The organism is Stenotrophomonas sp. 28608_Sma (assembly GCF_056486185.1).
Genome location: NZ_CM151308.1, coordinates 2,258,177 through 2,272,084, shown reverse-complemented (window position 1 = coordinate 2,272,084; position 13,908 = coordinate 2,258,177). Strand labels below are relative to the sequence as shown.

Here is a 13,908-nt window from a genome sequence, read left to right as displayed (position 1 = left end):
CCCACTGCCCGCCGCTCTGGTAGCCGCCAACCTTGGTTGGCGGTCCGCGTGTCGACCAAGGTCGACACCTACCAGGCCCACTGCCCGCCGCCTGGTAGCCGCCAACCTTGGTTGGCGCTCCATCGTGTCGACCAAGGTCGACACCTACCAGGTCCGCTGCCCGCCGATCTGGTAGCCGCCAACCTTGGTTGGCGGTCCGTGTGTCGACCAAGGTCGACACCTACCGGATTCCGGGGAACCGATGCCCCGGTAGTCGCCAACCTTGGTTGGCGCTCGTCCCGGCGTCAACCGGTCCCGGGGAACGCCTGCCGCAGCTCGTCCACCAGCACCCGCTGGTTCTCCGAGTAGTCGATCGGCACCGATACCAGGTGCACCCCACCCTCGTTGAACGCCGCCTCCAGCGTCGGGATGAACTGCTCGATGGCCGTCACCTCATGCCCCTTGCAGCCATAGGCTTCCGCATACTTCACGAAATCCGGGTTGCTGAACGTCATGCCGTAGTCGGTGAAGCCATCCACCGCCTGCTTCCAGCGGATCATCCCGTAGGCGCCGTCGTTGAGGATCAGCACCACCAGGTTCAGGCCCAGCCGACGCGCGGTCTCCAGCTCCTGGCTGTTCATCATGAATCCGCCATCGCCGCACACCGCCAACACCCGCCGCTGCGGGTACAGGATCGAGGCCATGATCGCCGACGGCAGGCCCGCGCCCATCGTCGCCAGCGCGTTGTCCAGCAGCAGCGTATTGGCCACCTGGGTGCGGTAATTGCGCGCAAACCAGATCTTGTACATGCCGTTGTCCAGCGCCACGATGCCGTCCGGCGGCATCACCTGGCGCACGTCGTGCACCAGCCGCTGCGGGGTGAATCCAGCTTCCTCGGCTCGGTCAGCCAAGTGTTCCAGAATGGTCGCGCGCAGCGGCAGCAGCGCGTCGGCGTTCGGCACTGCACCTTCGATACGGTCGGCCAACTGGGTCAGCGAACGGCCGATGTCACCGATCACTTCCACCTGCGGGAAGTACACCTGCTCCACCGCCGCCTGCGAATAGCCAATATGGATCACGGTCGGCCCACCCGGGCGCATCACGAACGGCGGCTTCTCGGTGACCTCGTGGCCGATCGTCACGATCACGTCGGCCTGGTCGATCGCCATGTGCACGTAGTCGCGCTCGGTCAGCGCGGCGGTGCCCATGTACAGGCCCGAACCACCGGCCACCGCGCCCTTGCCCATCTGCGTGGTGAAGAATGGAATACCCGCGCGCAGCACGAATGCCGACAACGCTTCGCTGGACTGCGGCCGCGACGCCGCCGAGGCGATCATCAGCAGCGGGCGCTTGGCGTTGCGGATGATCTCCGCCGCGCGGTCCAGTGCTTCCGGACTGGCAATGGGACGATCCACCGCGTGCGGCGGAATCAGCGCTACGTCCCCGACCTCATCGGCCGCGATGTCTTCGGGCAGCTCCAGCAGCACCGGGCCCGGGCGCTCTTCCAGCGCGGTACGGAATGCCTCGCGGACGATGGTCGGAATGGTGCGCGCCGAGACAATCTGCCGCGCCTGCTTGGTCAGCGGCTTCATGGTGCTGACGATGTCGACGATCTGGAAACGCGCCTGCTTGCTGGCGACGATGCCCTTTTGGCCGGTGATCATGATCACCGGCCACGCACCCAGCAGCGCGTAGGCGGCGCCGGTGGTGAAGTTGAGCGCGCCCGGGCCGAGCGTGGCCAGGCACACACCCGGCTTGCCGGTCAGCCGGCCATAAGTCGCCGCCATGAACACGGCCGCCTGTTCGTGGCGGGTGATGACCAGCTCGATGCTGGAATGGCGCAGCGACTCGACCACGTCGAGATTCTCTTCGCCGGGAATACCGAAAATACGCTCGACGCCTTCGTTCTCAAGCGCGGCGACGAGCAGATCTGAACCCTTGGACATTGGAATGCCGTCCTTTTCGCTGGACTGATGATGGATCGTTGCAGGAAGGATGGAAGCTGCGCGTCAACGCTTGTCGAACCACACCGTCTGCGCGTTGACGAATTCGCGGATGCCGAAGTGCGAGAGCTCACGGCCGAAGCCGCTCTTCTTCACGCCACCGATCGGCACGCGCGGGTCAGAGGCGGAGAAACCGTTGACGAACACGCCGCCGGTCTGCAGCCGGCGCGCCAACTGCAGGGCCCGTGCGCGGTCGCCGGTCCACAGGTTGCCGCTGAGGCCGAACTCGCTCTGGTTGGCCAGTTCCACCGCATGATCGGCATCACGGGCGCGGCTGATCGAGGCAACCGGACCGAAGGTCTCGGTATCGAAAGCCTGCATGCCCGGCTCCACGTCCGCCAGCACGGTGGGGGCATAGAACGCGCCTGGGCGATCCAGCTGATGGCCGCCGACCAGCAGCTTCGCGCCCGCGTCCACCGAGGCCCGTACCTGCGCGTCCAGCTGCTCCAGCAGGTCCTGGCGTGCCATCGGGCCGATACGGTTGTCGGCTTCACGGCCGTCGCCGATGGTCAGCGCCTGCACCTTCTGGCAGAACTGCGCCACGAACCGGTCGTAGACCGCGTCTTCAACGATGATGCGCTTGCCGGCGATGCAGACCTGCCCGGTGTTCTGGAAGCGCGAAGCCACCGCTGCATCGACGGCAGCGTCCAGATCGGCGTCGGCCAGCACGATGAACGGATCCGAGCCACCCAGTTCCAGCACCACCTTTTTCAGCGCCTGCCCGGCCTGGGCGGCAATGCTGCGGCCGGCGGCCACGCTGCCGGTCAGGGTGACGGCGGCGATGCGGTCATCGGCGATCGCACGGCTGGTGCCCTCGCGGCTGATGTTGGCGGCGATGAAGGTGGCTTCCGGCAGGCCTGCGTCGCGCCAGGCGGCGTCAAGCAGCTGCGCGGTACCGACGATGTTCTCGGCCGGCTTCAGCAGGAAGCCGTTGCCGCCCATCAGGATCGGTACCGCCGCGCGCATCACCTGCCAGTACGGGAAGTTCCACGGCATGATGCCCAGCACCACGCCCAGCGGCAGGTAGGACACGTAAGCCTTGTCGTCGGGCACCTGGGTCGGTTCGTCGCGCAGGAACTGCGCGCCGTGGTCGGCGTACCAGTCGCACAGCACGGCGCACTTCTCGATCTCGGCCAGCGACTCGGCCTGGACCTTGCCCATTTCGGCGGTGGCCAGTGCAGCCAGCTTTTCACGGTCACGGCGCAGTACCACCGCCATCGCACGCAGTACGTCTGCACGCTGTTCAAGGCTCCTGGCGCTCCAGGCCGCGAAGCCAACCTGGCCGCGATCCAGGATTGTTTCCAGTTCGGCGTCGGTGGCGAAGGGATGGCTGGCGATCTGCTGGCCGGTGGCCGGATCGCGGGAAATGGCGGTGCTGGGGGCAGCGGACATGCAGGTCTCCTGGTGTCTCGACAACGGGCGGCGGCCCGTCTCCTGCACAGGAATGTGGACCCGATCGACGGGCACAACAAGGCGTCTGCTTATCCTGTGACCTGCAGTTACCTGCCTGAATGGGGTTATCGGCAGGGCTGCGCCCTGCACCCGCCGAAGCAACAGCAACAGCCGAAGCAACAGCACAAGCTGGTTTCCTGCGGGATGGCGGGGTGGGTCCGGTTGCGGGGGTCGCTGCAAGTACGTCCATGTAAGCTCGGTCGCCGCATCCATGCGGCTCACGCCCCCGCAACCGGCCCCATCCCGCCTTCGACAGTTTTCCGCGATCTGTCGGAACGGATCCAACTTCAGATGAATTTCGATATCTGACAGATGTGTCGACCAAGGTCGACACCTACCAACAGCCGCCGGAATCTGTCAGAGGCGGGGCGGTGTCGGAGTGCGGGGTGTCAGCCGCATGGGCCCGAGGCATGCCTCGGGCGGGTTGGGCAGGACGCCCAATCCCGGTCTTGCCGTGTGCGCAGGACTGCGCACACGAGCAAGCGGCTGCCAAGCCTGCACGGACGTACTTGCGGCGTCCCCGCACTCCGACACCGCCCCGCCAACCCACGGATAGCTCGCTGTTGCTGTTGCCGTTGCTTCGGCTTGAAGCAGGTGCAGGGCTGCAAGCCCTGCCGAACAACCCCCTACCTACGCGGCAGGTAGGTAACCAGTGACAGGTCGTGCCGGCTCTCCGGCACCAGCGCCACGTACTGCAGGTCCAGCAACCCGCGCGTGGGGTGGTTCAGCTTCTTCGCGCCTTCGTCGAACCGGCGCACGTCGTGCTCCGGCCACCACTGGCGGAACTCCTCGCTGTGCGCAGCGATGTCCTCGGCCAGCGCCAGGAACGGGGCCTTGTCCGGCGCCTGCGCCATCGCCGCGCGGAAGCCGGCCAGCAGGCCGCGGGTCATTTCTTCCCAGTTGAGGATCAACGTGCGGTACGGCGGGTACAGGAACATCAGCCGCAGCGTGTTGCGCTCATGTGGCACCAGCTGGCTGTAGTCCACGAACAGGTCGGCGATGGCCGGGTTCCAGGCCAGAATGTCGTAACGGGTATTGCGCACGTAGGCCGGGATCGGCTGCATGGCCTCGACCAGCTGGCGCAGGCCATCGGTCACTGTCTCATCGGGAGATTCCAGTGGCACACCGTAGCCGGACAGCGCGAACGCATAGGCACGCTCGTCGTCGCTCATGCGCAGTACCTGCGCCAGGCGTTCAAGGACCTCCGGCGAAGCGCGCACTTCGCGGCCCTGTTCGATCCAGGTGTACCAGCTGACGCTGACCCCGATCGCCAGTGCGACTTCCTCCCGCTTCAGGCCCGGGGTACGCCGGCGCCCGGCCGGGAGGCCGAGCGTGGCGGGGTCGACACGGGCACGGCAGGCCTTGAGGAAGCCGCCAAGTTCCTTGCGTTCACTTTCGCTGCGCATCATCGGCCCGTCCTACCCTTTGTAGCGTCGAGCCATGCTCGACGCGTCCGCCAGCTCGCGAAAAACAGCCGAGCATGGCTCGGCTCTACACAAAAACGGTTCAACCACCCTCGGCGTTGAGCGCGAGGGTGACGATCTCCGCGCAGGCACGTCGATCAGGCATCGACACGCTTGGAGCCCACGGCCAGGCCGGCCTTCAGGCTGGCTTCGACGAACTCGTCCAGGTCGCCGTCGAGCACCTTCTGCGTATCCGAACGCTCGATGCCGGTGCGCAGGTCCTTGATACGGCTCTGGTCGAGCACGTAATTGCGGATCTGGCTGCCCCAGCCGATGTCGGACTTGGTGGCTTCCACGGCGTCCTTTTCGGCGTTGCGCTTTTGGATCTCCAGCTCGTACAGCTTGGCGGCCAGCATCTTCATCGCGTTGTCGCGGTTCTGGTGCTGGCTGCGGCCGGTCTGGCAGGCCACGACGATGTTGGTCGGGATGTGGGTAATACGCACCGCCGACTCGGTCTTGTTCACGTGCTGGCCACCGGCACCGGACGAACGGTACACGTCGGTACGCAGGTCGGCCGGGTTGATGGTGATGTCGATGTTGTCATCGATTTCCGGCGACACGAACACCGAGGTGAAGCTGGTGTGGCGGCGGTTGTCCGAGTCGAACGGCGACTTGCGCACCAGGCGGTGCACGCCGGTCTCGGTCTTCAGCCAGCCGTAGGCATAGTCGCCTTCCACGCGCAGCGTAGCCGACTTGATGCCGGCGACGTCGCCACCGGAGACTTCCATCAGCTCGGTCTTCCAGCCGCGCGATTCACACCAGCGCAGGTACATGCGCAGCAGGATCTCGGCCCAGTCCTGGGCTTCGGTGCCGCCGGCACCGGCCTGGATGTCGACGAACGCGGCAGCATTGTCCATCTCGCCGGAGAACATGCGCTGGAACTCCAGCTTCTCCACGTGCGACTGGTGCTTGTCCAGGTCGGCGACCACGGCCAGCGCGGTGTCCTCGTCCTGTTCGGACTCTGCCAGCTCAAGCAGCTCGGTGGCATCAGCCAGGCCGTCCAGCACCGAGGCGATGCCGCCCACGGTCTTTTCCAGGCTGGAACGCTCGCGGCCCAGGTTCTGGGCGTATTCGGCGTTGTTCCAGACGTCGGGGCTTTCCAGCTCCCGCGTTACTTCTTCAAGACGCTCTTTCTTGGCGTCGTAGTCAAAGATACCCCCGAAGCGACAGCACGCGATCGGTCAGATCGGTGATGCGCTGGCGGACAGGATTCAGTTCGATCATGTCGGCGGTTATGCATTCAAAAGATGACTGGTAATGATACCGCAGGCCGGGGATGCCCGGAATGAGGGCCTCACCCTGCCCCCAGCGCCTGCCGCAGCAGCGGTAGCTGGCGCCGGCTGCAGGGCACCTTCGCCCCGTCGGCCATGTGCAGCAGGGCCTCGCCGCCGTCCAGCGGCTCGATCGAGCGCAGCTGGCCCCGATGGATCAGCCAGCTGCGGTGCGGACGCAGGAACTCGCCCGGGTCCAGCCGCTGTTCCAGTACCGCCATGGTGATCCGCAGCGGGTAGTCGTGGCCGCGTACCCGCAGGTTCACGTAGTTCCCCGCCGCCTGGGCGTACTCCACGTCGGCGGTGGCGACCAGGAACTCCTTGCCCAGCTTGCGCACCAGGAAGTGCTGGGGGCGCTCGACCGGTTCCACCGGCGGGCCGACATCGGGCGATGCCAGCAGGTGCGCCTCGCCCTGGCGCTGACGGCCGAACCAGGCCACGGCGTGCACGGCAATCACCAGCAGGCTGTAGGTCTGCACGTCCTTGAAGAACTCGTAGAACCACTGCGCCGGCCAGGCGCCATAGGTGTAGTGCTGGCCAATCAGGGCGAAGGCCAGCTTGCGCAGCAGCACCATGGCACTGACATGCAGCAGCCACCAGGCAACACCACCCAGCACGTAGAAGCCGATCCGGCGCCGCCAGGTATCTGCATGCAACGGCCAGCGACGAGCGGCGGCGTGCAGAAGCGCCAACAGGCCCAGGCTGGCCAGCGCACTGCTGAACTCCTCGATCGAGACAGTCCCTGCGGAAAAGGGCTGCGCGTCGCGCAATGCCCGCATCCACTGCGCCAGCACATTGCCTGCGGCGGTACACAGGAACAGCAGCGACCAGAACACTGCAGCCATGCCCGCGCGGTTGGGACGATCTGCAACAAGGGCGGGATCGACCGCCGGATCTCCATTTTCCATGCCGCCATTGTTGCCCATCCGACCCTTTCCGCATCGGCCATTGGTCCCAACAACCCCTCCATTGGACCCTGCAAGGCTGCCATTGCACCCTATCCGCTGGCGACGCTGAGCCTTGCGGCAGAAGGTGAAGCATCCTCCTGACGCCCATTGCCATGCACCGTCGCCACGATCTGGACACCCTGCGCATCGCCGCCTTCGCGTTGCTGATCCTCTACCACGCCGCCATGGCCTATGTGGCCGGCTGGGACTTCCACCTCAAGAGCGCCTACACCGCCGAATGGCTGCAGTGGCCGATGATCGCGCTGAACCGCTGGCGCATGCCGCTGCTGTTTGCCATCAGTGGTATCGCCTTGGGCCTTTCCCTGCCAGACCACGGGCGACTGCAGCACACGCTCCGCCGTGGCTGGCGCCTGCTTCTGCCATTGCTGTTCGGCATCGTCGCCGTCGTGTCCCTGCAGGCCTACTACGAAGCGCTGGACAAGGGCGACGTGGCACCGGGGCTGGCCCGGTTCCTGTGGCGCTACTGGCAGTTCCAGCCGTGGCCGGGCGCGCATTTCAGTGGTGCCGCCTACGGCTTCACCTGGAACCACCTGTGGTATCTGGCCTACCTGCTGCCTTACACCGTACTGGCGGTGGTACTGGCCAGCCTGCTGCGTCCACTGCGCAAGCTGCTGCCAGGCTGGCAGCCGAGCGACCGCCTGCTGGGCGCCTCACTGCTGGTAGTGCCAGTGGCCTGGCTGGCCTGGTCCCTGCTGGTACTGATGCCGCGTTGGCCACCCACCCACGCCCTGCTGGACGACGTTTATGTACATGCCGAGTCGCTGCCGCTGTTCCTCGGCGGCTTCCTGGCGGCGCGCTGGCAGCGCGGCTGGGATCTGCTGGTGCGCGGGCGCCGCGTGACCCTGGCCCTGGCGGTGCTGGGGCTCTGCCTGGAGCTGGGCATCCGCGCACTGGCCCGCCTGCCCCATGTGGGCGATCTGGATGCATGGGTGCTGGCACTGCCGTGGGCCCAGACCGAACGCGTCGGCCGCGCGTTGTATACGTGGTGCATGCTGCTGACCCTGTTCGGCTGGGCGCGGGTGCTGCTGTTCCGCCCGTGGCCAGGCCTGGGCTATTGCCGGGAAGCGGTGTTCAGCTGGTACAGCCTGCATCAGACTGTGCTGATCGTTCTGCTGTACGCGCTGCGCCCGCTGCAGCTGGGCCCGTGGCTGGAACCTGCACTACTGGTGGCTGGCACGATAAGCGGCTGCCTGCTGATCCACGAACTGCTGATCCGGCGCTCGCGCTGGCTGCGGCCGCTGTTCGGCCTGCGCGCCGCATCGTCATCGCTGCTCGTGGCACGTGTTGCGCCGGTGTAGAGCCGAGTCCACACTCGGCTGCTTTGGCGCGGTTCTGTTGAGCTGCGCCTGATTACCAACGGATGATGAGGACAACGGATGTTCCAGACCCACTGGCACCTGTGGCTGCAGCAGACTCTCGACAGCGGCTGGATGCTGGCGCTGATGCAGTTCATCAGCCTGCTCGGCTATGAAATGGCCTATACCGCGCTGATCCTGGTATGTGCATTCGGGGCACGCCTTCGCGCTGGCCTCTGCGTGATGCTGGCGGTGCTGCTGATGGCCTGTGCCACGCATGCAATCAAACAGGGCGCCGCCCTGCCCCGCCCGTCGGATGTGGATGCGCGCGTACTGGATGAAGGGGTGCCGTCGCACCCCTTCGTGGTCAACGGCGGCGGACAATCGTTCTGGTCACTGCCCGATGCGCAGTCCACCGCCATGCTGCGCGCGCAGCCCGACGCCGACTATGGCTTCAACAGTGGCCATGTGGGCGTGGCCACCGCTGCCTGCGTCGGCCTGCTGCTGGCCTTCGGCATTCGCCGACGCTGGCTGCGCTGGACGTTGGCGCTGGGCTGGCCGCTGCTGATGGCGCTGTCACGGATGTACCTGGGCCGGCATTTCCTGGCCGACGTGGTGGGCGGATGGCTGATCGGCATCGGCGTGGCTCTGTTGGCATGGCAGCTGATGCCAGGGATGCGCTCAAGCAGACAGTGGCAGCTGCCGGTCCTGTTGGGGCTTGGCGTGCTGCTGGCGTGGGCGGCAGCGACCACCCGCTTCGTTCCAGTTGGTGAAGCCGGACGACTGCTCGCGCTGGGCCTGCTGGTGGCGTGGCTGCAATGGCGCGGCTGGCCGGTGGATCCGAAGAACATCGTGCAGCGGGGGTTGCGCGTGCTGGCTGTGGTGGTGATCTATCTACTGGCACGGCCGTTGATCGATCTGTTCGCCGCGGCCATTCCGCTGCCTGATGTACCGGCGACCGAAGTGCTGTGGCAGACCGTTGGCACGCTGTTGATCCTCGGTGGCGGTGTGGCACTGGCGCGGTGGATGCAGTGGATTCCGCATGGGGTCTCCAAGGTCTGAGACTAACCCTACCTGTTGGTTACCTTCACGGCATTTGCAACTATTCGCATTGGATGTTCCCAAGAACCTTGCGATTCTCCCTGGTCGCCTTCCAGACGGAAGTGGACCTTTGCCCTGGAGACCTGCAATGGATCAATCCGACATCAATATGCTGGCCGCCTTCATTGAATCAGAGGAGGCTGCGCTTGCTGAAGAACGTCAGGGCGACTTCTATCCGAGTTATCACTATCAACTCGCGGCACTCGCACCAAGGGCTGGTAACGGCCTGCCCCAGGATATGCTGCAACGCTTCTACTTCCATTGGCTGCGAGTGGGAGACTGGAAGGTCGCAGGACTTCCGCAGAGAGACTTTCCCATCCTTGTTGCCGCGTACCAGGAGCTCACGAAGCTCCCTGTGGGCTACGACACACGCCAGCCAGGCCTCAGCCTCCCGCATCTCTTCTGCTTCGGCTTCAATGAACATGGCGAGCTGCCAAGCGGTGTGGTTACCAATGCCGCGGATCTGAAACAGCGCACGCGTCTGGTGGAGCACTGCAGGAAGTACCAGTCGTTCCAGGCCCAGCGAGAGAAGGTCGATAAATTTCTGCCATATCGCCCATTTGCGCGAACCATTCTCGAGACAGCTCGGTTCCTGCAACACGATATCAAGGGTATGGGTCAAATCCTCTATTGGGGCATGGCGCTCATTGCACTGCTCGATGAGGACACACGCATCCAGATGACAAACGACCTGATAGCCAGGAACTGGCCCGAAGACAGGGAACGCGGCCATGTGCTCTCCCTGCTTCATCACACCGCCGAGGCGACCCGGCCCCATTGCGCAGCGGACGCCGAGTTCGACGTTCTCTGCGAACATCTGGCGCAGCTGCACGACACCCGGATCATGACGGGCGACGCAGTCCAGTTGGCGCAGCGGGAGGGCTGGCACGTTGACAACATCCGTGATTGGAATGCCAGCATCACCCTCTATCACGGAGGTGAGTACAGCAGCGAGCCGGGGCATCCCCGGATCAGACTTGATCTCAACAGCTGGCCTGATACCCCTTGGTCAATCAATCTGAGCGTCGGCAATGGCTCCTACGTCGCCTACCGGGACGAACCCACCAGCAATGATTTCCAATTGCCGCCAATCATCGGCGCCACGCTTGATCATTTCCCTGAATGGGTCAAGCAGATAAACGCACGACTAGGAATCAATCTGGTTCCAGGCACTGGCTCAGCTGCATCTGCCTACAAGAATCGTACGTTGGCTAGACAACTCGACGCATGGATGCGCGGGAAATAGCAGCAGGATTGCGTCGTATAGAGCCGAGCATGGGCTCGGCTCTACATCGAGGCAGTCGAGCAAGCTCGACTCTACAAAAGCCCGGGATCGATCATTTCACCTCGAACTCGCCCACAAGCACGGTTTCAGCGCGATCCTTCAATCGCATCGTGACCATCTGGTCCTTCTGCTTCGGCGTGCCCCAGTGCGTGGTCAGCCGCAGCATCAGTGTCGTCGCACCGGTCACCAGCTGCTGGCGGCTGCCGAAGTAGTTGGCCTCCACCTTGTACTTGCCGGGCTTGGCGTTGCGCAGCGAGAACTGCTCGGGACCATAGCCACCAGTGAAGTCCTGCGACATCTGCCCACCCTGATAGGTCAGGCGGTTGCCGTAGTACGCGCGCTCGCCGTTCGGGTCGGTCACCCACAGGTCCATGTCGCTGTTGTCGGCATCCCACGACAGCACCACGCGCAGGTCCAGCGGCATCGCCTGCAGCAGGCGCGGGTCGATGCTGCGGGTATCCAGCCGTGGCGTGCTGCGTGCCACCAGGTTGTTCAGCTCATCCAGCGCGATCAGGGCGATGCCGTCAAAGCGGTTGTCCCACGGCCGCACCACCACCTGGTACAGCGGCGCCAACGCCTGCTGCGGCTTGCCCGCAGCCGCCAGTGCCAGGCCAAGATCGCGGAAGCTCTGCGGTTCTTCCTGGCCCATCGCCAGCACCTGCTCGAACACCGGAACCGCCAGTGCCGGCGCGTCGGCCTGCATCAACCGGTAGCCGAGCACGCGCAGCAAGTGGCGGTTGTCCAGATCCATCTCGGCCAGGTTCGACAGCACACGCAGTGCCAGGTCGCGCTGACCCTGCTCCAGCAACAGGTCGGCCACGTCGAGGAAGAATGCGCTGCTATCGGCGTGTGCATCGCGCTCGGCCAGATAGCGGTCATAGAGCTGCGACGCCGGGCCCTGGCGCAGGCGCCGGGCGATGGCCGAATCCGGCTGCCACGCCGCCAGCTGGATGCCGAGCTCCCCATTGTTGGCGGCAGCGGGCGCAGCGACACGACCACCAGTGACCGTGATTGAATCCAGGGCCTTGTTCGATGCGGACGCTGAGCGACGTGCACGCGCGCTGCTGGCTTCCATGCGCTGCTCGGCAGCTGCGGCCATCGGTGCCGGCGCGGGCGGTGCCGCGGGGGCCGGCGCAGCGAGCATCGCCACCGGCGCCGAGTCCATCGCGTAGTCCGCGGATGCAACTTCCAGCGCCCCGCCTTTCAACTGTGGAGGCGCTCCCTTCGGCCAGCTTCGGTTCCACCACTGCTGGCGCTCCTTCCAACGTGCGGCAACCTGGTCCAGGCGCTGGCGATCGGCGGCGGCGCGATCGCTCACCTGCCGTGCGAAGCGGACATCGTACTCGGCGCGCAGTTTGCCGGACGGGCGGATCGCGTAGCGCAGGTAGTCCTCCAGGGTTTCCAGCACGATCAGAGAGGTATCCGGACCGACCAGGCCGAACTGCTGCGACAGCAGTTGCATTGCCTCGCGGTTGCCTCGGCGATCGGCGCCGAGTTGCTGCAGACGGGCCTGCGCCCACAAGCCCGCCAGCAGCTCACCATCGTCACTCTTCTGCGTTGCCGGCAGCACCTGCCATTCACCACCGCCCACGCGCACCCGCATCGGCACACCGTCCGCCGCAAGGCGGGCATGCAGCCATAGCCAGCCTTCGGCCTCGCTGCGACGATCGATCACAACATCCTGTACGCCACGGCCCGCATCCACCTGCACGTCCAACGGCGAAGACAACAGCTCGCGCGCGGCCGCATCAACATCCTTCCCCAGCGCGACGAAGCGTCCGCCATGGGCTTCGCTCCAGCCACGCAGGCGCACTGCATCGGTTCGCGCACCAGCACTGCTGACCGCGAACAGGCGCTGCTGCGGTGCGAGTGCTGGCAATGCTTCCGGTCCATAGGTCAGCAGGCCATCGCTGACCAGCAGGTATTCCTTCACGCTCGGTTGCGGCTGCCACTGCGCCAGCGCGCTGGCACCGTCAGGGCGTACGGCCTGCAGTGCTGCACGCAGCTCGCTCCAGTTGCCCGCACGGACACGGAAGCGACGCACCGGTTCCGCGCGGTCGCGCAGCACGGTCAACGCCACGGTGCCGTCACCCATCGCTGCGAAGTAGCGATCCAGCAGCGCGAACTCACGCGTGCGATCGCGCTGACCCGAGGATCCGGAGCCGTCCCACAGCAGGCCGATCTCGCTGGGCAACGTGCGCGGCGCGCTGCTGGACGACACCGGCAGCTGCGCCAACAGGTAGTGCCCGTCCTGCCAGGGCGCCACCTGCACCTGCGCCTGACGTGCTGCGGGCAGGCTCCACTGCAGCTGCGACGGCAACTGCGCGCCCTTTCCCTGCCACTGCAGCCGGCCCGCGCTGATGCGGAATGGCGCCGTACCCGCGGCGGTCGCGCCGGGGGCCTGCAGCTTCAGTTCAACCGAGGCTGCACCGGCGGCGAACTGCAGCGGCAGCGTCCACTGCCAGCCCTGGCCGGCGAAGGCCAGCGGTTCGCGAATCACCAGCTGCACGCGCCGGCTGCCGCCGGCCGGCAGCGGATAGATACGCAGGCGGAACTGGTTGCCGGCAGTCTGTTCCAGCAGGCCCGGGTCGACACCGCGGCGGGCGATTTCCTCGAACACCTGGCGGCCACGGTCCTTGGGCACCGGCACGGCGTCACGCAGTTCACCGTTGATGTCAAGTGCGAAGCCGCTGATCTGCTGGCCATCGGCCAACGGGAACTGCAGTTCGCCCTCCAGCACGCGCCGGTTCGGATTGTGGAACTCCAGCGTGATCCGGGTCTGGGCGATGCCGGCCTGGACCTCGCCTTCAATGCGGGCACGCTGCAGTTGCACCGGCTGTTCGGCGGCGGGCGCAATCAACAGCGGGGTGGTGGCTTGCGGCCTGGCAATGCGTGGCGACTGAGCGCCGACAGGCCCAGCCGCGAGGGCCAGCAACAACACAGCGCAGCAACGGACGAAGACCATGACAGGGCTCCAGTGGGATCGTGGACATTTGAACGCACGGACAGCCGGAATGGGGTTGGACCGTGCGCGGCTTTTCTTTGCCCCCACCCACAGGCACCATGCCCCACGCTCCCACACGCGCAAGGA

Annotated in this window: 9 protein-coding genes; 3 read left to right on the top strand and 6 right to left on the bottom strand. The window is 65.7% G+C overall.

Going from position 1 to position 13,908, the window contains the following annotated elements; translation table 11 throughout:
- Positions 1-284: 284 nt before the first annotated feature.
- The 5 genes from ACZLHH_RS10655 to ACZLHH_RS10635 all read right to left on the bottom strand — a co-directional run bounded on the left by ACZLHH_RS10655 (position 285) and on the right by ACZLHH_RS10635 (position 7,094).
- Entirely contained in the window at positions 285-1,925 is a 1,641-nt protein-coding gene (locus tag ACZLHH_RS10655; RefSeq protein WP_149909279.1) for an acetolactate synthase large subunit, read from the bottom strand.
- A 63-nt stretch (positions 1,926-1,988) separates the two neighbouring features.
- Positions 1,989-3,374 carry an NAD-dependent succinate-semialdehyde dehydrogenase gene (locus ACZLHH_RS10650; RefSeq protein ID WP_149909278.1) on the bottom strand — a complete coding sequence of 462 codons (1,386 nt, stop codon included), beginning with the start codon at positions 3,372-3,374 and terminating at the stop codon, positions 1,989-1,991.
- A 686-nt stretch (positions 3,375-4,060) separates the two neighbouring features.
- A complete protein-coding gene (locus ACZLHH_RS10645) occupies positions 4,061-4,843 on the bottom strand; it encodes a helix-turn-helix transcriptional regulator (protein ID WP_180844039.1) in 783 nt (260 codons plus the stop codon).
- A 152-nt stretch (positions 4,844-4,995) separates the two neighbouring features.
- Positions 4,996-6,121 (bottom strand): peptide chain release factor 2 gene (gene prfB / locus ACZLHH_RS10640; protein ID WP_097048047.1). Its coding sequence is split into 2 segments (ribosomal slippage): positions 4,996-6,045 and positions 6,047-6,121, totalling 1,125 coding nucleotides; the frame shifts between segments, so codons are not numbered across the junction.
- 70 nt (positions 6,122-6,191) lie between these two features.
- Positions 6,192-7,094, bottom strand: a complete 903-nt coding sequence (locus tag ACZLHH_RS10635; protein ID WP_149909277.1) for a LytTR family DNA-binding domain-containing protein — start codon at positions 7,092-7,094, stop codon at positions 6,192-6,194.
- A 134-nt stretch (positions 7,095-7,228) separates the two neighbouring features.
- On the opposite strand from ACZLHH_RS10635, the gene ACZLHH_RS10630 reads away from it, so the two are divergent.
- The 3 genes from ACZLHH_RS10630 (at position 7,229) to ACZLHH_RS10620 (ending at position 10,778) form a co-directional block, all read left to right on the top strand.
- Positions 7,229-8,434, top strand: coding sequence for an acyltransferase family protein (locus tag ACZLHH_RS10630; protein ID WP_149909276.1), 1,206 nt, complete (start codon positions 7,229-7,231; stop codon positions 8,432-8,434).
- A gap of 78 nt (positions 8,435-8,512) precedes the next feature.
- Positions 8,513-9,493 (top strand): phosphatase PAP2 family protein, encoded by a 981-nt coding sequence (locus tag ACZLHH_RS10625; protein WP_180844040.1) that lies wholly within the window; start codon positions 8,513-8,515, stop codon positions 9,491-9,493.
- Positions 9,494-9,620: 127 nt separating this feature from the next.
- On the top strand, positions 9,621-10,778 hold the full coding sequence (locus ACZLHH_RS10620) for a hypothetical protein (RefSeq protein ID WP_180844041.1): 1,158 nt from the start codon (positions 9,621-9,623) through the stop codon (positions 10,776-10,778).
- A gap of 91 nt (positions 10,779-10,869) precedes the next feature.
- Here the strand turns inward: ACZLHH_RS10620 and ACZLHH_RS10615 are convergent, their stop codons facing one another.
- Positions 10,870-13,782, bottom strand: coding sequence for a VIT domain-containing protein (locus tag ACZLHH_RS10615; protein ID WP_180844042.1), 2,913 nt, complete (start codon positions 13,780-13,782; stop codon positions 10,870-10,872).
- Between the last annotated feature and the right edge of the window lie 126 nt (positions 13,783-13,908).

Coding starts and splice junctions, on each gene's coding strand:
- ACZLHH_RS10655 (WP_149909279.1), bottom strand. CDS start 1,925: ATGTCCAAGGGTTCAGATCTGCTCGTCGCCGCGCTTGAGAACGAAGGC.
- ACZLHH_RS10650 (WP_149909278.1), bottom strand. CDS start 3,374: ATGTCCGCTGCCCCCAGCACCGCCATTTCCCGCGATCCGGCCACCGGC.
- ACZLHH_RS10645 (WP_180844039.1), bottom strand. CDS start 4,843: ATGATGCGCAGCGAAAGTGAACGCAAGGAACTTGGCGGCTTCCTCAAG.
- ACZLHH_RS10635 (WP_149909277.1), bottom strand. CDS start 7,094: ATGGGCAACAATGGCGGCATGGAAAATGGAGATCCGGCGGTCGATCCC.
- ACZLHH_RS10630 (WP_149909276.1), top strand. CDS start 7,229: ATGCACCGTCGCCACGATCTGGACACCCTGCGCATCGCCGCCTTCGCG.
- ACZLHH_RS10625 (WP_180844040.1), top strand. CDS start 8,513: ATGTTCCAGACCCACTGGCACCTGTGGCTGCAGCAGACTCTCGACAGC.
- ACZLHH_RS10620 (WP_180844041.1), top strand. CDS start 9,621: ATGGATCAATCCGACATCAATATGCTGGCCGCCTTCATTGAATCAGAG.
- ACZLHH_RS10615 (WP_180844042.1), bottom strand. CDS start 13,782: ATGGTCTTCGTCCGTTGCTGCGCTGTGTTGTTGCTGGCCCTCGCGGCT.